The sequence below is a fragment of the Comamonas sp. 23 genome (assembly GCF_049601575.1).
Taxonomy (GTDB): Bacteria; Pseudomonadota; Gammaproteobacteria; order Burkholderiales; family Burkholderiaceae_C; genus Comamonas; species Comamonas squillarum.
This window is the reverse complement of the sequence record NZ_CP187127.1, coordinates 2,887,499-2,903,561: the sequence shown is the minus strand read 5'-3', so window position 1 is coordinate 2,903,561 and position 16,063 is coordinate 2,887,499. Positions and strand designations below refer to the sequence as shown.

Sequence of the window (16,063 nt, the reverse complement as noted above, 5' to 3'; positions counted from 1 at the left end):
CACGACCAAGCGGTCGGCGTTAGCTGGCCGCTTTTTTCATGGCGGTTTCCAGCGGCTGCAGAATCAGCAGTGCGCGAAAATCGTTCACATTGGTGTGCGTGGGGCCGGTCACCACCAGATCGCCCAGTGGGCCAAAAAAGCCATAGCTGTCATTGCGGTCCTGGTAGGCAGAGGGCTTTTGCTGCAAGGCGGCGGCGCGGGCCAGGGTGTCGGGGGTCACCACGGCGCCTGCATTGTCTTCCACGCCATCAATGCCATCGGTATCAGCGGCCAGCGCCCATACGCCAGGCACGGCCTGCAGTGCCTGGGCCAGGCCCAGGCAGAACTCGCCGGCACGGCCGCCCCGGCCACGCGCAGCACCTTCGGCTGGTTGGCGCACCGTCACCGTGGTCTCACCGCCTGACAGAATCACGCAGGGCCGGGCAAAGGGCTGGCCATGCAGCGCCACAGCCCGCGCCAGCGCAGCATGCACTTTGGCCACCTCCCGGGATTCGCCTTCGATCTCGTCGCTCAGCACATGGCAGGCAATGCCCGCGTCACGCGCGGCAGCGGCTGCTGCTTGCAAGGACTGCTGCGGGGTGGCAATCAGCTGCACCTGGTGGCCGGCAAAGCGCGGGTCGCCGGGCTTGGGGGTTTCCAGCAAGCCGCTGTGCAGCGCCTCGCGCACCGGCTCAGGTACCGCAATCGCATAGCGCTCCAGGATTGCCAGCGCATCGGCGCAGGTGCTGGGGTCTGGCACTGTCGGGCCGCTGGCGATGATGGCCGGCGAATCACCCGGCACATCGCTGATCAGCAGGCTGACCACCTGCGCCGGATGGCAGGCTGCGCCCAGGCGCCCGCCCTTGATGCGCGAGAGGTGCTTGCGCACGCAGTTCATCTCGCCAATGTGGGCGCCGCTGTCGAGCAGCTCGCGGTTGATGCGCTGCTTGTCGGCAAGGGTCAGGCCCTCGGCCGGCAGGGTCAGCAATGCCGAGCCGCCGCCCGAGATCAGGCAAATCACCAGGTCATCGGCGCTGAGCCCTTCGGTCAAGGCCAGCATGCGCTGGGCCGCTTGCAGGCCGGCAGCATCGGGCACCGGGTGGGCCGCTTCCACCACCTCGATGCGCTGGACCAGGCCCGGCGGGCGCGGCGGAACATGCCCATAGCGGGTGACGACCAGGCCCGACAGCGGTGCCTGCGCGGGCCAGAGCTGCTCGAGCGCCTGCGCCATCGCCGCGCCGGCCTTGCCCGCGCCAACCACCAAGGTGCGGCCCTTGGGTACGGCTGGCAAATGCTTGCGCAGGCCTTCGAGCGGCAGCGCATCGCGCACGGCAACCCGGTACAGGTGCTGCAAAAACTGCAAGGGCTGCAGATGGGGCTCAGGCACGGGCTGGGCAGCATCGCTGCCATGCACATCGATCAGGTGGGCCGCAAAGGCCGCGGAGGCGGTAGAGGTCATGGGGGGAGCCTGTTCAAAGTCGCTGCAAGCGTCGCAGATATGGCCGGGTTTGCCAAGGCGCAGCTTGTCGCCCCTGCATGGGATGGTCGCTGCGCCCCCCGGGGTATGGGCAAGCAGCGATAATGCTGCCCTATGTCATCCCCCAAAGTGTTGTTCGGCTTCCATGCCGTTGGTGTGCGCATGAAGACTGCGCCCAAATCGATCATCGAAGTCTATTTCGAGTCCACGCGCCGCGACGCGCGCATGCGCCAATTTCTGGAGCGCGCCAAAGAGGCGGGGGTGCGGCTGATCGAGGCGGATGCACCACGCATCGCCAAGCTGGCGGGCTCGCATGGCCACCAGGGTGTGGCCGCGCGCGTCGAAGAGATCAAGGATACTCGCACCCTCGATGAGCTGCTCGACGACCTGGAAGAAGCCGGTGTCACCTCGCCGCTCTTGCTGGTGCTCGACGGTGTGACCGACCCGCACAACTTGGGTGCCTGCCTGCGCGTGGCTGATGGTGCCGGTGCCCATGCGGTGATTGCGCCCAAGGACCATGCAGTCGGCATCAATGCCACCGTGGCCAAGGTCGCCAGTGGCGCTGCCGAGACGGTACCGTACTTCATGGTGACCAACCTGGCGCGTACCTTGAAAGAGCTCAAGGAGCGCAATGTCTGGATCATCGGCACCAGCGACGACGCCCCCAACACGCTGTACCAGGTGGACCTCAAGGGCCCCGTGGCCCTGGTGCTGGGTGCCGAAGGCGATGGCATGCGCCAGCTCACCCGCAAGACCTGTGATGAGCTGATCGGCATCCCGATGATGGGCGCTGTCTCCAGCCTCAACGTGTCGGTGGCCAGCGGCGTGTGTCTGTATGAAGCGCTGCGCCAGCGCACGCCTGCAAAGGCCGGTTAAAACGCTGTTTCCGCTGGCTCACCGCGTGAGGCGCGGGGGCATCGAAAAAAGGCTGGACCCTAGCGGGCTCAGCCTTTTTGTTTTGTGCAGACCGCAGCGCGTGCGCGCAAGGGCGAGGGCGACTTAGTCGTCCAGCTTCTCGCGCAGCACCGCACCGGTTTCAGGGTGGATCTTCAGATCCACGCGGAAACCCTGGGCATTGATCGCATCGGCTTCCCAGATGCCGTCATCGAGCTCCAGGTCGTGGATGTGGGTGTAGCCCGCCTGGGTCAGCAGCTGCTGGATTTGCGCCGCGCTCAAGACCGCGCTGCCGGCCCCCGCGCCCGGCGTGGGAGCAGGCTGGCCGGGTTGGGACAGCACATCCAGGCTTACCGGGTGCAGCACCAGCTTTTGCTTAACGCCGTTGGCGCCGCGCACCTTGGCTTCCCAGAAGCCGTCGTCAAACTCTACTTCCTTGATCTGGCCGTAGCCCAGCGACTGCAGCTTGGCAGCGACCTGGCTGGCGCCGGGGTAGGTGCTGCCCAGCTCGGCCTTGCGCAGGGCCACCAGGCTGCCGTCGGCATCGCTCACCAGCACATAGGCGCGGCTGCCGTCTTGCTGGGTAGCCTTGGCAGTCCAGTAACCGTATTGCTTTTCCAGGTCTTGCGCTGCGACCAGGCCGCTGGCGCTGATGCTGTTGAGCACTTCCTGGGCGTTGTAGGCCTGGGCGGCAAACGGCAGGCTGGCAGCGATGCTGGCGGCACCCAGGATGCAGGCGATGGTGGTCTTCTTCATGGTTCAATCCCTTCAATGTGGTGACATGCAAACCAGCAGTTGGCTGATTCGTCATGGACTGAAGTATTGAAAACCTTGCCTAAACGCAGTGTGAAGCGACCGTTCATGGTCTGTTTAATCGTGCTTGTCATAATGCCTGCCATGGCGCAAATTCCCCCCCGCTTTTCTCGCATCGCTGCCTGGCCCCTGGCCTGCAGCTTGCTGCTGGGGGGCGCCAGCCAAGCGGCCGAGCATGACGCGGTACGTGCGGCGGTGGCCACTGGCCAGTACAAGCCCTTGTCCGCGATCCTGAGCGACATTGCCGCGAGCCAGGCCGGCCGCGTGGTGGATGTCGAGACCAAGCGCGGCCCCAAGGGCGAGCTGCGCTACGAGATCAAGCTGGTGGACAGCCAGGGCCTCAAGCAGGAGCTGCTGATCGACGCGGCCAGTGGCCAGACCGTGCAGCGCGTGGCCAAGGACCGCTCGCAGGCGCTGGGGATGCGGGAGCTGGCCCAGTACCTGGCCAAGCTGGCGCAGCAGCACGCCAGCCGCATCACCGATGTGGAGTTTGAGCGCGACAGCCAGGGCCGGGGCGTCTATGAAATCAAGCTCAGCGCCGACCAGCAAGGCTACCGCAAGCTGGTGATGGAGGCCGCGACCGGCCAAGTGCTGCCCCCCGCCCAGGCCAAGGCACGCAACCCGGCGCCGCTCAAGCGGGCTGACGAGGTATTGCAGGCGCTGGCACCGCGCTTCACGGGCCAGGTGCTCGAAGTGGAGCTGGAGCATGACGAGGGCCAGGGCTCTTATTACGAGATCGAACTGCTGCAGGGCAATGGCAGTACCTTGAAGCTCAAGGTGGATGCACGCAGCCTGCAGGTGCTCCAACAAAAGATGGAGGATTGAGCGCTGATGCGAATTCTGGTGGTCGAAGACGATGCGGAACTGGCCGCGCAAATGCAGCAGGCACTGGCGCGTGCCGGTTTCTCAGTGGATGTGGAAGCCGATGGCGATGCCGCATCGTTTGCCGGCAGCACCGAGCCCTACGACGCAGCCGTGCTGGACCTGGGCCTGCCCCAGCGCGATGGGCTGACGGTGTTGCGCGACTGGCGCGAGGCGGGTTGCCACTGGCCGGTGCTGATCCTGACGGCGCGCAACCGCTGGAGCGACAAGGTGGCCGGCTTTGGCGCCGGAGCTGACGACTACCTGACCAAGCCCTTCATGCTCGACGAGGTGGTGCTGCGCCTGCGTGCCATGCTGCGCCGCAGCACTGGCAGTGCGGCCACCGTGCTGCGCGCGGGCTGCCTGGAATACGACGTAACGGCCGGCCGCTTTTTGCAGGACGGCCAGGGTTTGCAGCTGACGGCGCAGGAGCACAAGATTCTGGCCTATTTGATGCACCACCCCAACCGGGTGCTCACGCGCACCGAGATCAGCGAGCATGTCTATGCCCGAGATCTGGACCCGGACTCCAACACGCTTGATGTGCTGATCGGCCGCATACGGCGCAAGCTGCGCCAGTCCGATCTGCTGGTGACCGAGCGCGGCCAGGGTTTTCGGCTGAACGCGCCCAGCTAGCTGCTGCTGTAGCCCCGCCGCACCATGGCCTTCCCTCCCAGTTCTGTCCACGAGCGGCCGCCCGCGCGGCGCTCACCTGCGCGGCGCTGGTCGCTGGCTGCGCGCATGGCCGCCCTGGTCATCGTGCCCAGTTTGCTGGTGATGGGGCTGGGCGGCTGGTGGCTGCGTTATGAGGTGCATGCCAGCTTGCTGGGCAGCATGTCGCGCAGCCTGGAGGAAAAATCCGAGCGCATCCACGCGCGCCTGGCGCTGCTGCCCGATGGCCGGGTGCAAGAGGCGGCGGGCGGCAGCGACGAGTTCAGCGCCATTTTCTCGGGCTGGTACTGGCAGTTGCAGGGCCAGGCGCGCGCGCCCCTGCGAACAGCCGCAGAGCCGGTGGTGCTGGCGCGCTCCCGCTCGCTGTGGGACCAGCCCGACCTGGTGGTGAGCCCAGCCCGGCTGTGGGGCAGCGAACGCTTGCAGCAGGCCCGGGGCCCGCAGCAGGAGCCGCTTTTGGTACAGCATTTTTCGGTGCAGCTGGCAGCGGGCGCCGCGCCGATGCACTTGCAGGTCTTTGGCCCGGCTCAGCCGCTGATGGCCAGCCTGCGCCGCATTGACCAGATTTTGGGAATCACTAGCGCCATGCTGATCCTGCTGATTGGCGCGCTGGTCTGGCTGCAGCTGCGCGTGGGCCTGGCGCCGCTCAAGCGTCTGGTCGGTGTGATTGCCGGCCTGGACAAGCCGCTGCCAGGCGCTGCGCCCGCCACCGAGCAGATTGCGCAGCTGCCGCTGGGTGCCGATCTGCAGCCCTTGCAGCAGGAGCTGGCCGCCTTGCTCGCGCGCAATACCCAGGTGGTGGAGCGATCACGCTCGCATGCAGCCGACCTCAACCATGCGCTGAAAAAACCCTTGTCGCTGCTGATGGCCCATGCCGGCAGCGGTGCAGCCCTGCCGGCGGACCTGGTGCTGCAGCAGACCACGGCGATGGCGCGGCTGATTGACCGCTACCAGGCCCGTACCTTCAGCGATGCCACCCTGGTGCATGGGCCAAGCGCCGGCTTGCCTGTGGATGTGCTGGCCTGCGCGCGGCAGATGCTGGCGATGCTGCGCCAACTGCACCAGGCCAGCGACCTGGACTGGCAACTGGTGGAGGAGGGTGTCGCGCTGTGGTGGCGGGGCGAGCGCGCCGATCTGGAAGAGCTGCTGGGCAATCTGCTGGACAACGCGGGCAAATGGGCAGCCTCCCAGGTGCGCCTGACGGTGTATGGCAGCGCCACCCAAGGCCTGGTGCTGCAGGTGGAGGACGACGGCCCTGGCATGACGGCCGCACAAATGCAGGCAGCCGGCGCGCGGGGCCAGCGCTTTGATGAGACGGTTGATGGCACGGGCCTGGGCCTGTCGATTACCCAGCAAATCGTGCAAGGCTACGAAGGCCGGTTGCAATGGCGCAAGAGCGAGGCCTTGAAGGGGCTGCTGGTGCGCGTGGAGATGGCCGGCGTAGTGGCCTGATACGGCGCAGCGGCTCTAGGTGGGCTTGGTGGCCTTGGTGGCCTTATCAAGTCCCCAGCTGCACGACCGGCATGAATCCGCCAAAGATCATGCGCTTGGCATCAAACGGCATGTTGGCCGGTTGCATGTCCGCCAGGCGCGGGTCGGCCATCACCGCGGCATTGATGCGGTCGCGCTCGGCGCGCGAGGTGTAGACGATCCAGGAAAAGCAAGCGACCTCGTCCGCCTGTAGCTTGACCGCCATCGGAAACGAGGTGACTTCACCATCGGGCACATCGTCGCCCATACATTCCCAGTACTGCAGTGCGCCGTGCTCCATCCAGACCTTGCCGGCCGCCTCGGCCATGGCTCGGTAGGCGTCGAGCTTGGCGCGGGGCACGGGCAGTACAAATCCATCGACATAAGGCATGGTAGTCTCCTGGGCGCTCGAGCGGCGCTGTTATGGGTGGGCGCTACATCGCAGCGCGAGGACGCAACTACAAGCTGGCAGCCAGCGCCACGAGCTGGTCGGTGGCCACGCCCCAACCGGTGTGGAATCCCATCGCCTCGTGCTGCTTGCGGGTCTCTTCGCTCCAATGGCGCACGGTGGCGGTGTAGCGGGTCAGGCCCGCTTCGGGCTCAAACTCGATGATGGCCGTCATGAACGGTTTGGCGCTGGGCACCCAGCCAGCGGTGTAGGCATCGGTAAAGACCAGCCTGAGGTTGGGTACTACCTCCAGGTACACGCCGGCATTGGGGTACTCGTTGCCTTGCGGGTCGCGCATGACAATCTGGCTGCCGCCGCCCACACGCACATCCACTTGGGCGCTGGCAATGGTCCAGGGCTTGGGTACAAACCACTCGGTGAGCAGGGCGGGCTCGGTCCAGCAGCGGTAGAGCGTGGCGGCGGGGGCATGGATCAGGCGGCTGAGCACCAGATCCTGGGGATGGGGTTGTAGAGACATAGGGTGTGGCTCGGTGCAGGTGGTGTGCGGTTGTGCGGTGAGGAGACGAGGGCCTTATGCAGCGGGCTGCGTCTGGACGTTCACCATCCACGGGGTGCCAAAACGGTCGGTCACCATGCCAAAACCGGGCGACCAGAAGGTGGCTGAAAAGGGCATGGCCACCTGGCCACCGTCAGCCAGACCGTTGAAGATGCGCTCGCCATCTGCTGCGGAATCGACACCGATGGACACCCACATGCCTTGGGGTTTGAGATAGCCGCCACCACAGGTCTCGGCGCTGGCGCCAGGCATCGCAGGCATCGTGTCCGAGGCCATGATCGCCTGGCTGCCTACTTGCAGGTGGGCATGCATCAGGCGCGACTGCGCCTCAGGCGGGAGCGGTGGCATGCCTTCGCCAGGCGGCATGTCGCTAAAGCGCATCTGGTGCATGATCTGGCCGCCAAACAGCTGGGCGTAAAAGGCCATGGCTTCGGCGCAATCGCCATCAAAGTTCAGATAGGGGATGAATTGCATTCTTGTCTCCTCGTCGTGGGTCAGCCATTCTGGGCTCGGCCCGTCCATCGTGTCCATCTCCAAATCGTGATGACAGTTTCTGAATGTAAGTCGCTCAATCGGCGCCCTGCGCAGTGATGCTGGACTGTGGCGCTGGAACGCAAGCCTTGCCGTATGCTAGGCAGCTGCTTTTCACCGCACCTTCTATGTCATTTGATCCCTTGGATTCCTGCGCAGCGCTGCCGCTTGCCGATACAGAAATTGCCAGCCTGCGACAGCGCTTGCACAATGCGCGGCATCTGCTGGTGTTGACGGGGGCGGGGGCCAGTGCGGAGTCGGGCGTGCCGACGTTTCGTGATGCACAGACGGGCTACTGGGCGCAGTTCAGCCCTGAGGAGATGGCCAGCGAAGCGGGCTTTCTGGCCCATCCGCAGCGGGTCTGGGACTGGTACCAGTACCGCCGCGATCTGGTGCGGCAGGTGATGCCCAATGCCGGCCATGTGGCGCTGGCCCAATGGCAGGCGCGCCACCCCGGCCGGATGACCCTGGTCACGCAGAACGTCGATGGCCTGCACCAGCGTGCCGGCAGTACGCCAGTGCTGTGCCTGCATGGCAATCTGATGGACAACCGCTGGCTGCTGCCGCCCAAGCCCTGCTGCGATGCCCGCTTTACCGAAGGCGATGCGCCGCCGCAATGCCCTGGTTGCGGCAATTACCTGCGCCCGGCTGTGGTCTGGTTTGGCGAGGCCTTGCCCCATGCCGAGCTGCAGCAGGCGCAAGACGCCGCCAAGGCCTGTGACCTGATGCTGGTGATTGGCACCTCCGGCCATGTCTACCCGGCGGCTGGCCTGGCCCATATCGCCGCCCGGGGCGGCGCGCATGTGGTGGTCATCAACCCCGAGCCCACCGCGCTTGACGGGGTGGCCGACCGCTGCTGGCGCCTGCCTTCGGCGCAAATTTTGCCGATTCTGCTGGCCTAGGCTTGTCGCCAGCCTTCGCTCAAGCTTCGGCGCTGGCGGCGTTGAGCGTGGCCATCGCATCGGCATCGAGCTGCAATTGGCTGGCGCGGATCAGCGACTGCAGCTGCTCGAGGTTGCTGGCGCTGGCAATCGGCGAGGCAATGGCCGGCTGGCGCATGACCCAGGCCACGGCCACCTCGCCCATCGGGGCGCCCGTGCGGCTGCTCACCTGTTCGAGCGCGGCCAGAATGCGCAAGCCCCGGTCGTTCAGATACAGCTGGGTGGTCTTGGCGCCGCGCGGGCTTTTGCTCGCGTCCTCGGCCTTGCGGTATTTGCCGGTCAAAAAGCCGGCAGCCAGGCTGTAGAAGTTGATGACGCCCACGCCCTGCGCAACGCACAGCGGCTGCAACTCTTGCTCGAACACGGCACGGTCATAGAGGTTGAAAAGCGGCTGTAGGCTCTCATAACGCGCCAGGCCATGCTGCTCGCTGGTCTGCAGCGCCTCTGCCAGGCGCGCTGCGCTGTAGTTGCTGGCGCCCACGGCACGCACCTTGCCCTCGGCGATCAGCTCGCCAAAGGTGCCCATCACATCGGCCAGCGGTACCTGCGCGTCGTCGTCATGCGATTGGTAGAGGTCGATGTAATCGGTCTGCAGGCGCTGCAGAGAGGCGTCGACCGCCTGGCGGATGTACTCCGGGCGCAGGCCGACCTTGCCTTCGCCCATATCCTTGCCGACCTTGGTGGCCAACACCACCTGCGCGCGCTTGCCCGAGCTGCGCAGCCATTTGCCGAGCACGCGCTCCGATTCACCGCCGCTGTGGCCAGGCGCCCAGCGCGAGTACACGTCAGCGGTATCGACAAAGTTCATGCCGGCATCCAGCCAGGCATCGAGTAGGTGAAAGCTGGTGGCCTCGTCAGCCGTCCAGCCAAATACATTGCCGCCCAGGCACAGCGGCGAGACTTGCAGGGCGGATCGACCCAGGGAGCGCAGGGATGTTGTCATCGTTTGAAGAGGGGTTAGGGCCCAGCAGGGCGGTGCAAACATTATGCGGCGCGGGCTGGCGCGGCGCCACCCGTTGATGCAGCGCAAACCGCTTGCAACTGCCGCATAGGTGGCAGTGCTGCAGGGCCTGCCAGGTTTGCCGGGCCCTGCGTTTTAGAGTAAGTTATGCATGCAACAACAAAAAGGAGTGACGCTATGTTCAAACATATTCTGGTGCCGGTCGATGGGTCTGCCACCTCCATGCTCGCGGTCAACAAGGCCGCCGGTCTTGCCAAGGCCTTTGGCAGCCAGGTCACTGCGGTGTATGTGATCGATCCCTATCCCTTCACCGGCGTGGGCGCCGATTTTGCCTATGGCCAGGCGCAGTACCTGTCTGCTGCCACTGCCGATGCGCACACCGCGTTGGACGCGGTCAAAACTGCGATGGAGCAGGCCGGTATTCCTGTGGACACCGTCATGGGCGAAGGCCACTCCGTACACGACGGGGTGATGGAAGCGGTCAAAACCACCGGCGCCGACCTCATTGTGATGGGCTCGCACGGCCGCAAGGGCCTGGAAAAGCTGGTGCTGGGCAGCGTGACCCAGCGCGTGCTGAGCGACAGCCTGATCCCCGTGCTGGTCGTTCGCCAGTAATGTCAGCGACGGCACCCGGCTTGGTGCCGTTTTCGTTGAGTGGATGGCTACCGGGCAGCGCTGCGGCGCTGCCCAAAGTTGTGCAGCACGCAATGCTTTTGTGACCGCCGTAAGCTCGCCCGCTTGACGGAGTTTTACATGCAGTCCTTTCCTCCTCCTTATTGTGATGCCGACCAGGTGGACGGCACTTTGCGCGCCTATGGCTATGCGGTGCTCAGCCCCGCCGCCGTGGCGCAGTGGGCAGCCTGCCCGCCCGATGACCTGGCAGCGCTCGGCAGCCACTGGGAGGCCATGCCCCATGATGCCTACCTCAAAGACGGCGGGCGCTACCGCAAGCGCCGCCATTCCTGCTATGTGGTGCAGGATGACCAGGTTGAGTCCGTAGCCCACCGTGCCCATTGGCAGCCGGTGGAGTACAACGCCTTGCATGGCGGCATGCAGCGCTGGTTTGAGCCCGTCGCAGCCAGCACCCAGGCGCTGCCCGCCTGGCGCCAGATCATGCGTGCGCTGGGTCACACGGCGCAGGCACTGTTTCCCAGTGCGGAGCACGCGCCCTGGTATACCGAGGCCCACCAGTTCCGCATCGACACCGCCGAGGGCATTGGCCGGCCCACCCCCGAAGGTGCGCACCGCGATGGCGTGGATCTGGTGGCGGTGTTTTTGGTGGCACGCGAGGGCATCAAAGGCGGGGAGACGCGGGTGTTCGACGCCCAGGGCCCGCAAGGCCTGCGCTTTACGCTCACCGAGCCCTGGTCGCTGATGCTGCTCGACGACGCCCGGATGATCCATGAGAGCACGCCGATCCAGCCGCTGGGCGATGCCCCCGGCCACCGCGATACCTTGGTGGTGACCTTGCGCCGCCAGGCCTTCCAGGGCGACGGTGCCTGAGCGCTGGCATTGCCATTGATCACCATCGGCCCATTGGCCTGGTCATAAAAAAAGGGCACCTGCGAGGTGCCCTTGCCGTATCCCAGCCCTGGGGCTTACTGGATGGTCGCGCCCGAGGCTTCAACAATGGCCTTAGCGTCCTGGAAGTCCTTGTGGAAGAACTTGTCAAAGTCCGATACGGACATGGCCTGGGGCTCGGCGCCTTGGGCCAGGATGGAATCCTGCACTTCCTTTTGGCCCAGTAGCTTGTTGACCTCGGTGTTGAGCTTGCTGACGATGGGGGCGGGCAGGTTCTTGGGGCCAAACAGGCCATACCAGGTGCTCACATCAAAGCCCTTCATGCCCAGTTCCGCAACGGTAGGCACATCGGGCAGCGAGCTGCTGCGCTTGGCCGAGGTAACAGCCAGCGGACGCAGCTTGCCGGCCTTGATCTGGCCAATGGCCGAGGGCACGGACGACACCAGCAGATCGACATTGCCGGACAAGGTGTCGAGCAGCGCGGGGTTGGAGCCCTTGTACGGCACGTGGGTCAGCTTGACGCCGGCCGCCTTCTCAAACAGCACGCCAGCGATATGGATGCTGGTGCCATTGCCGGGCGAGCCGTAGGTGATCTTGCCGGGGTCGGCCTTGGCGGCGGCGATCACATCGTTCAAGGTCTTGAACTTGCTGTTTTCCGAGGTGGCAATGATGACCGGCGAGTAGGCCACATGGGCAATGGGCGTCAAGTCCTTGGCGGGGTTCCAGGGCAGGCCCTTGTACAGGTAGTAGCCCAGCACCACGTTGTCCTTCTGGCCCATGACGATGTCATAGCCCGTTGGCTGGGCCTTGGCGACTTCGCTGATACCGATGGTGCCGCCCGCGCCGGCCCGGTTGTCAGCGACCACCGTCCAGTGGTTCTGTTCGCTGAGCTTTTGCGCGATGATGCGCGAGAGAATATCGGTGCCACCGCCTGGTGGGAAGGGCACGACCATGCGCACCGGCTTGCTGCCGGGGTAGTCCGTCGCCGAGCCCTGGGCCATGGCACCCGAAGCGGCCCCCACCGTCAGCGCCACGGCGGCGCATTGCAGAATGTGTTTCATCATCTTGTTGTCTCCTTGAGGGTCACACCTTCGCATGGCTTTCGCACAGTCGGCCAAGGAGGTAGTTGCATAAACAGTCAAAGGGGTGATGATGTATGCCATCACGCCAGGTGGCATATTCTAGGGGCTGTGGTGTGGAGCGATGGAGCGCAGGCGAAAAACAGAGCCTGCCGCCAATGGCCCAGGCTTGGGGCGTATCTAGATGACAACAGAAGGATCGACTATGAAAGCAAAATTCGTGGGGGCGTTGGCCTCGGTGGTGATGGGCTGCGCGGCGCTGGTCAGCCTGCCCAGCCAGGCGGCGCTGGCTGTTGGTGCCCAGGCACCGATGTTCAGCACACAGTCGGCACTGGCCGGCAAGGTGCAGCGCTTTGACATGGCCGAGGCCTTGAAGCGCGGCCCCGTCGTCCTGTACTTCTTCCCCAAGGCCTTCAGCCAGGGCTGCACGATCGAGGCCCATGCCTTTGCCGAGGCCACGCCGAGCTTTGCGGCCTCCGGCGCGCAGGTCGTCGGTATCTCGCATGACGACATTGCCACGATGCAGCGCTTCTCCAGCGAGGCCTGCCGTAACCAGTTCAGCGTCGCCTCCGACCCCGATGCCAAGGCCATCCAGGCCTATGACGCAGGCTCCGCCGCACGGCCGGGCACCGCTTCACGCATCTCCTACGTGATTGCACCTGACGGCAAGGTGATCTATGCGCATGAGGGCAGCGATCCGCTCGAGCATGTGCAGCAGACCTTGAAGGCGGTGCAGGCCTGGAAGGCGCGCCAGAAGTCTTGAGCCACTTTTTCATGGCGCGGTGGCAGTGTCTGGGCTTGCCAGCCATGTTGCTGGCAGGTGCCCACGATGGCGCCGATCGCCTATGATCGCCTGATGCTGGCAAGTCTGCTTCAACCCCAATGGCCCCACCGGACCTGGCGCACGGCGCGCCGCTGGGCGGTGGCCTGGTGGCGTATTTTTTACCTGGGTGCGGTCGTGCTGGTGATGCTGATGTCGCCCACCAGCTACGGCCCGCAGACCCGCGCGCGGCTGATGCGCCGCATGTATGTCGACACCGCGCCCATCCTGCTGGGCTTTACCGCGTTGGCCGCCTTGCTGTGCCTGGTGGTGGCGCGGATCGTCTTTGTAACCGCCACGAGCTATGGCCTCTCGCGCGTCGCTGTCGAGATGGTCATCCGCGTGCTGGTGCTCGAGCTCATCCCGCTGACGGCGGCCTTGTTTGTCGCGATGCGCTGCTCGATTCCGGCAGGTGCGCAACTGACCAAGTTGCGCGAGGCGGGGCATTTTGAGCGCCTGCGCGAGCACGGCTATGACCCTGTGCGCACGGAGATGCTGCCCCTGGTGGTCGCCAGCATGTATGCCTCGATCACGCTGGCTGCGCTGTCCTGTGTGGTTTCGCTGGTCATGGTCTACCTCAGCGTCTATGGGCTGAGCTGGGTCGGTTTTGACCTGTACACGCGCATGTTTGCCAGCGTGTTCACGCCCATGGTGACCTGGTTGTTTGGCCTCAAAACCCTGCTGTTTGGTCTGGCCGTTGCACTCATACCCACCGCATCGGCCATGTACCGGCCCTACGGCACGCGCCAGGATGAGGTTCTGGGCCCCGATTCGGACCTCAGTGGCCTTGCGCGCATGTTTGCCATCTTGCTGCTCATCGAGGTGGCGTCGTTGCTGGGCAATTATTACTAGGGCGTCAAGCTTGGCAGTGGAGCGAACAGGTCGGCCCGCCATGACAGGCTTTTGGGGTGCTGCTCGGCGCCCTGGCTGCGCAGGATTTAAAATAGCCGATTGCCCGCAGGCGCTGCCTCTGCCTGTGTGGGCCACCACATTCGAGGGCCACGCCTTGGCCGCGCAACCACCATGACTGATTCTCTACCCACAGCCCCTGGCGCATGTCCGTTGCGCCGATGATGGAGCGGACAGGCAAACGAAAAAAATCCCCATAAGTACAAAGACTTATGGGGATTCTCTTTTTCGATGTTGCTTTATTGTTGCACCCGTTCGCCATTTAGCTGCTTCGATTCCTTTACACCGGCTGCTCGTTGAGCATCGATGTAGGTGGCCAGATCAGTGAGATGGATGCCCTTTGCCCCCTTCTGTGAATTGGGCTCGATGCGGATCAAAGGGAGCTTGATTTCGCCCGCTGCGATCTTGCGCAGGAACTTTTGCGTTCCCAGGTGCGGGAAGTAGTCCTTGACTACTTGATCAAGCGGAATCACCGCCATGGCGTTGTACTGAGCCATGAGCAGAAATGCCGTATTAGATGGTGGGTGACATGTTGCGCAAGGCGCTAGGCAAGCTGGGCAGGGAGGAAAAACCATTGCTGCATTCCGACCAGGGCTGGCAGTACCAAAGTCGTGCCTATCGCCGCTTGCTGGCCGATCATGGCCTGGTGCAAAGCATGTCACGTCGGGGCAATTGCTTGGATAACGCAGCGATGGAGAGCTTCTTCGGAACCTTGAAGTCCGAGTTCTTCCACCTCAACAAGTTCAGCAGTGTGGCGCAGCTTCAAGAAGGTCTTCACCACTACATCCATTACTACAATCACCAACGCATCAAGCTAAAACTAAAAGGCCTGAGTCCGGTGCAATACCGGATTCAGGCCTTCAGTCCCTAGCTTCCAACTGTCCAACTTCTTGGGGTCAGTTCACTAGGCGGGTTTGCTGTTTAAGACGGTGGTGATTCAGTGATCACCACCTTTTTTGGAAAAATGCGCGCATCTCGTTGGAGTGCTTGGCATCATGAATAAATGGCGGCACTGACACCGCGAGCAGTAGCGCGGCCAGCGGCACCACACAGAAAAACCCGATGTAGCTGAAGCCAACTGCGCCCGTAATGCTTCCCAGCACGAACATGCCAATCAGACCAGCAGAGGCACGCATGCGCACCCAGTTATGCTGCACACGGTTTGTTGGAACCCTACAAGCAGTGCCACTACGCTTCCAAAAGAATAGCTTGCCCAATTCCATTCCCAGGTCCGTGAAGTTCCCAGTCATATGGGTTGTGCGAATGCTTCCACCAGAGGTCTTTGAGCCCACAGCGTTTTGAAGTCCCATCATGAATGAGAGCAGCAGAACCGTGATGGGAACAGCGAATGGCGTGTTCCAGGAGAGGGTGACAGCGCCCATCAGACCGAAGGGCAAGAGCATCAATGCCTCCAGCATTAGCGGCAGCGCGTAAACGCTGTAGAGATGCTTTTCTCGACCCCAGTTCACCAAAACAGCACAGACGGCTGCGCCGGTCATGAAGGACAAGATGGCGCCCAGCGCATTCAGAAGCATCTTCATGTTTTCCAGGACCAGGCCATCAGCTATCTGTGACGCGAATCCTGTCATGTGCGAGGTGTACATGTGCAGGACTAGAAAGCCACCCGCATTAACTGCACCAGCGTTGAAAGCCAGTAACCATCCAAGAGCCAAGTTGGTGGAATTTGCTCGATGTCGGTTTGTCAGGTGTCGAATTCTTCTCATCAAAAATGCTCCCTGAACCAAGATGCCATATATGCCAGTGACCGACTCGGAAAAGTGACTTGGTCACGAAGGTTGCTTCACATCGATAGCATAGACCCGCACAGGTTTAGGGCCGAAGTGCGGGTGGATGATCGTCTTCACCATGAAGCCGCGCCAAGGAGTTATCAGGCACCGAGCAAGATCGTCGCGGGCGGGGTAGCCCGAGGTCAGGATGATCCGGTCATACGCGCGGTCCTCCAGGCGCTTGGCCCAGTATGGTGTGCACAAGCGGAATTCCTCGAGCTTGGTGCCGTCGCGTATGGCCTCGAAGTATTGGCGCTTGAGCGGTAAGTGCAGGGTGGTCATGGTGCAACCTTGGTTAGGTTTCGTGTGTTTTCCAAAGGAATTTGCATAAAAGCAAAGATGTAATTCGGGAGGGTGTACAGTGGATCAGTTCATGAAAGGTG

General features: G+C 63.6%; 19 protein-coding genes and 1 pseudogene. 10 read left to right on the top strand and 10 right to left on the bottom strand.

The annotated features are described in order from the left end of the window. Positions 1 to 19 precede the first annotated feature (19 nt). Positions 20 to 1,438, bottom strand: a complete 1,419-nt coding sequence (locus tag ACPEE1_RS13055) for a glycerate kinase type-2 family protein (RefSeq protein ID WP_116925576.1) — start codon at positions 1,436 to 1,438, stop codon at positions 20 to 22. A 132-nt stretch (positions 1,439 to 1,570) separates the two neighbouring features. Here ACPEE1_RS13055 and rlmB point away from each other — a divergent pair, with 132 nt between their 5' ends. After that, a complete protein-coding gene (gene rlmB / locus ACPEE1_RS13050; RefSeq protein ID WP_116925577.1) occupies positions 1,571 to 2,332 on the top strand; it encodes a 23S rRNA (guanosine(2251)-2'-O)-methyltransferase RlmB in 762 nt (253 codons plus the stop codon). 123 nt (positions 2,333 to 2,455) lie between these two features. On the opposite strand, the gene ACPEE1_RS13045 is transcribed toward rlmB, so the two are convergent. Continuing rightward, positions 2,456 to 3,106 carry a PepSY domain-containing protein gene (locus ACPEE1_RS13045; protein WP_116925578.1) on the bottom strand — a complete coding sequence of 217 codons (651 nt, stop codon included), beginning with the start codon at positions 3,104 to 3,106 and terminating at the stop codon, positions 2,456 to 2,458. A gap of 141 nt (positions 3,107 to 3,247) precedes the next feature. Here ACPEE1_RS13045 and ACPEE1_RS13040 point away from each other — a divergent pair, with 141 nt between their 5' ends. Genes ACPEE1_RS13040 through ACPEE1_RS13030 form a run of 3 tightly spaced genes read left to right on the top strand, consistent with a single transcriptional unit; the run spans position 3,248 to position 6,148 of the window. Then, the gene (locus ACPEE1_RS13040) at positions 3,248 to 3,988 is read left to right on the top strand and encodes a PepSY domain-containing protein (RefSeq protein ID WP_182341162.1); all 741 of its coding nucleotides are present in this window, start codon (positions 3,248 to 3,250) and stop codon (positions 3,986 to 3,988) included. 6 nt (positions 3,989 to 3,994) lie between these two features. Further along, entirely contained in the window at positions 3,995 to 4,660 is a 666-nt protein-coding gene (locus ACPEE1_RS13035; RefSeq protein WP_182341163.1) for a response regulator transcription factor, read from the top strand. 24 nt (positions 4,661 to 4,684) lie between these two features. After that, positions 4,685 to 6,148: a sensor histidine kinase gene (locus ACPEE1_RS13030; protein ID WP_182341165.1), complete on the top strand. Its 1,464-nt coding sequence runs from the start codon at positions 4,685 to 4,687 to the stop codon at positions 6,146 to 6,148. A 46-nt stretch (positions 6,149 to 6,194) separates the two neighbouring features. On the opposite strand, the gene ACPEE1_RS13025 is transcribed toward ACPEE1_RS13030, so the two are convergent. The 3 genes from ACPEE1_RS13025 to ACPEE1_RS13015 all read right to left on the bottom strand — a co-directional run bounded on the left by ACPEE1_RS13025 (position 6,195) and on the right by ACPEE1_RS13015 (position 7,605). Next, entirely contained in the window at positions 6,195 to 6,557 is a 363-nt protein-coding gene (locus ACPEE1_RS13025; RefSeq protein ID WP_182341167.1) for a DUF1428 domain-containing protein, read from the bottom strand. Between the two features lie 67 nt (positions 6,558 to 6,624). Continuing rightward, positions 6,625 to 7,092, bottom strand: a complete 468-nt coding sequence (locus ACPEE1_RS13020; RefSeq protein ID WP_182341169.1) for an SRPBCC family protein — start codon at positions 7,090 to 7,092, stop codon at positions 6,625 to 6,627. A 54-nt stretch (positions 7,093 to 7,146) separates the two neighbouring features. After that, positions 7,147 to 7,605, bottom strand: a complete 459-nt coding sequence (locus ACPEE1_RS13015) for a VOC family protein (protein WP_182341171.1) — start codon at positions 7,603 to 7,605, stop codon at positions 7,147 to 7,149. Positions 7,606 to 7,790: 185 nt separating this feature from the next. On the opposite strand from ACPEE1_RS13015, the gene ACPEE1_RS13010 reads away from it, so the two are divergent. Then, positions 7,791 to 8,564: an SIR2 family NAD-dependent protein deacylase gene (locus ACPEE1_RS13010; protein ID WP_423933040.1), complete on the top strand. Its 774-nt coding sequence runs from the start codon at positions 7,791 to 7,793 to the stop codon at positions 8,562 to 8,564. Positions 8,565 to 8,583: 19 nt separating this feature from the next. Here ACPEE1_RS13010 and ACPEE1_RS13005 read toward each other — a convergent pair whose 3' ends face one another. Further along, complete coding sequence (locus tag ACPEE1_RS13005) at positions 8,584 to 9,546, bottom strand: aldo/keto reductase (RefSeq protein ID WP_423933037.1); 963 nt, start codon at positions 9,544 to 9,546, stop codon at positions 8,584 to 8,586. A gap of 195 nt (positions 9,547 to 9,741) precedes the next feature. On the opposite strand from ACPEE1_RS13005, the gene ACPEE1_RS13000 reads away from it, so the two are divergent. Together ACPEE1_RS13000 and ACPEE1_RS12995 are read left to right on the top strand one after the other, a co-directional pair. Next, positions 9,742 to 10,179, top strand: coding sequence for a universal stress protein (locus tag ACPEE1_RS13000; protein ID WP_021028467.1), 438 nt, complete (start codon positions 9,742 to 9,744; stop codon positions 10,177 to 10,179). Positions 10,180 to 10,317: 138 nt separating this feature from the next. Next, positions 10,318 to 11,067, top strand: a complete 750-nt coding sequence (locus ACPEE1_RS12995; protein ID WP_182341177.1) for a 2OG-Fe dioxygenase family protein — start codon at positions 10,318 to 10,320, stop codon at positions 11,065 to 11,067. Between the two features lie 95 nt (positions 11,068 to 11,162). Here the strand turns inward: ACPEE1_RS12995 and ACPEE1_RS12990 are convergent, their stop codons facing one another. After that, entirely contained in the window at positions 11,163 to 12,149 is a 987-nt protein-coding gene (locus tag ACPEE1_RS12990; protein WP_116925586.1) for a Bug family tripartite tricarboxylate transporter substrate binding protein, read from the bottom strand. 220 nt (positions 12,150 to 12,369) lie between these two features. On the opposite strand from ACPEE1_RS12990, the gene ACPEE1_RS12985 reads away from it, so the two are divergent. Both ACPEE1_RS12985 and ACPEE1_RS12980 read left to right on the top strand, forming a co-directional pair. After that, on the top strand, positions 12,370 to 12,927 hold the full coding sequence (locus ACPEE1_RS12985; RefSeq protein WP_182341180.1) for a peroxiredoxin: 558 nt from the start codon (positions 12,370 to 12,372) through the stop codon (positions 12,925 to 12,927). A gap of 93 nt (positions 12,928 to 13,020) precedes the next feature. Next, positions 13,021 to 13,836 (top strand): MlaE family ABC transporter permease, encoded by an 816-nt coding sequence (locus ACPEE1_RS12980; protein ID WP_116925758.1) that lies wholly within the window; start codon positions 13,021 to 13,023, stop codon positions 13,834 to 13,836. A 296-nt stretch (positions 13,837 to 14,132) separates the two neighbouring features. On the opposite strand, the gene ACPEE1_RS12975 is transcribed toward ACPEE1_RS12980, so the two are convergent. Further along, the gene (locus ACPEE1_RS12975; protein WP_182341184.1) at positions 14,133 to 14,468 is read right to left on the bottom strand and encodes a pyocin activator PrtN family protein; all 336 of its coding nucleotides are present in this window, start codon (positions 14,466 to 14,468) and stop codon (positions 14,133 to 14,135) included. Between ACPEE1_RS12975 and ACPEE1_RS12970 the strand changes: the two are divergent. Then, a pseudogene (locus ACPEE1_RS12970) lies at positions 14,411 to 14,764 on the top strand (IS3 family transposase); the annotation flags it as partial. The gene ACPEE1_RS12975 and the pseudogene ACPEE1_RS12970 sit on opposite strands and share 58 nt — an antisense overlap. Positions 14,765 to 14,837: 73 nt before the next feature. Here ACPEE1_RS12970 and ACPEE1_RS12965 read toward each other — a convergent pair. Then, on the bottom strand, positions 14,838 to 15,617 hold the full coding sequence (locus ACPEE1_RS12965) for a YoaK family protein (RefSeq protein WP_116925588.1): 780 nt from the start codon (positions 15,615 to 15,617) through the stop codon (positions 14,838 to 14,840). A 63-nt stretch (positions 15,618 to 15,680) separates the two neighbouring features. Continuing rightward, positions 15,681 to 15,962 (bottom strand): ASCH domain-containing protein, encoded by a 282-nt coding sequence (locus ACPEE1_RS12960; protein WP_182341187.1) that lies wholly within the window; start codon positions 15,960 to 15,962, stop codon positions 15,681 to 15,683. Positions 15,963 to 16,063: the final 101 nt, after the last annotated feature.

What these genes read in the sequence shown, in the direction of transcription:
- ACPEE1_RS13015 (WP_182341171.1), bottom strand. Translation starts at nt 7,605, where the DNA reads ATGCAATTCATCCCCTATCTGAACTTTGATGGCGATTGCGCCGAAGCC.
- ACPEE1_RS13020 (WP_182341169.1), bottom strand. Translation starts at nt 7,092, where the DNA reads ATGTCTCTACAACCCCATCCCCAGGATCTGGTGCTCAGCCGCCTGATC.
- ACPEE1_RS13005 (WP_423933037.1), bottom strand. Translation starts at nt 9,546, where the DNA reads ATGACAACATCCCTGCGCTCCCTGGGTCGATCCGCCCTGCAAGTCTCG.
- ACPEE1_RS12965 (WP_116925588.1), bottom strand. Translation starts at nt 15,617, where the DNA reads ATGAGAAGAATTCGACACCTGACAAACCGACATCGAGCAAATTCCACC.
- ACPEE1_RS12975 (WP_182341184.1), bottom strand. Translation starts at nt 14,468, where the DNA reads ATGGTTTTTCCTCCCTGCCCAGCTTGCCTAGCGCCTTGCGCAACATGT.
- ACPEE1_RS13000 (WP_021028467.1), top strand. Translation starts at nt 9,742, where the DNA reads ATGTTCAAACATATTCTGGTGCCGGTCGATGGGTCTGCCACCTCCATG.
- ACPEE1_RS12990 (WP_116925586.1), bottom strand. Translation starts at nt 12,149, where the DNA reads ATGATGAAACACATTCTGCAATGCGCCGCCGTGGCGCTGACGGTGGGG.
- ACPEE1_RS12960 (WP_182341187.1), bottom strand. Translation starts at nt 15,962, where the DNA reads ATGACCACCCTGCACTTACCGCTCAAGCGCCAATACTTCGAGGCCATA.
- ACPEE1_RS13030 (WP_182341165.1), top strand. Translation starts at nt 4,685, where the DNA reads ATGGCCTTCCCTCCCAGTTCTGTCCACGAGCGGCCGCCCGCGCGGCGC.
- ACPEE1_RS13045 (WP_116925578.1), bottom strand. Translation starts at nt 3,106, where the DNA reads ATGAAGAAGACCACCATCGCCTGCATCCTGGGTGCCGCCAGCATCGCT.
- ACPEE1_RS13025 (WP_182341167.1), bottom strand. Translation starts at nt 6,557, where the DNA reads ATGCCTTATGTCGATGGATTTGTACTGCCCGTGCCCCGCGCCAAGCTC.
- ACPEE1_RS13040 (WP_182341162.1), top strand. Translation starts at nt 3,248, where the DNA reads ATGGCGCAAATTCCCCCCCGCTTTTCTCGCATCGCTGCCTGGCCCCTG.
- ACPEE1_RS12985 (WP_182341180.1), top strand. Translation starts at nt 12,370, where the DNA reads ATGAAAGCAAAATTCGTGGGGGCGTTGGCCTCGGTGGTGATGGGCTGC.
- ACPEE1_RS13035 (WP_182341163.1), top strand. Translation starts at nt 3,995, where the DNA reads ATGCGAATTCTGGTGGTCGAAGACGATGCGGAACTGGCCGCGCAAATG.
- ACPEE1_RS13055 (WP_116925576.1), bottom strand. Translation starts at nt 1,438, where the DNA reads ATGACCTCTACCGCCTCCGCGGCCTTTGCGGCCCACCTGATCGATGTG.
- ACPEE1_RS12995 (WP_182341177.1), top strand. Translation starts at nt 10,318, where the DNA reads ATGCAGTCCTTTCCTCCTCCTTATTGTGATGCCGACCAGGTGGACGGC.
- ACPEE1_RS13010 (WP_423933040.1), top strand. Translation starts at nt 7,791, where the DNA reads ATGTCATTTGATCCCTTGGATTCCTGCGCAGCGCTGCCGCTTGCCGAT.
- ACPEE1_RS12980 (WP_116925758.1), top strand. Translation starts at nt 13,021, where the DNA reads ATGCTGGCAAGTCTGCTTCAACCCCAATGGCCCCACCGGACCTGGCGC.
- rlmB (WP_116925577.1), top strand. Translation starts at nt 1,571, where the DNA reads ATGTCATCCCCCAAAGTGTTGTTCGGCTTCCATGCCGTTGGTGTGCGC.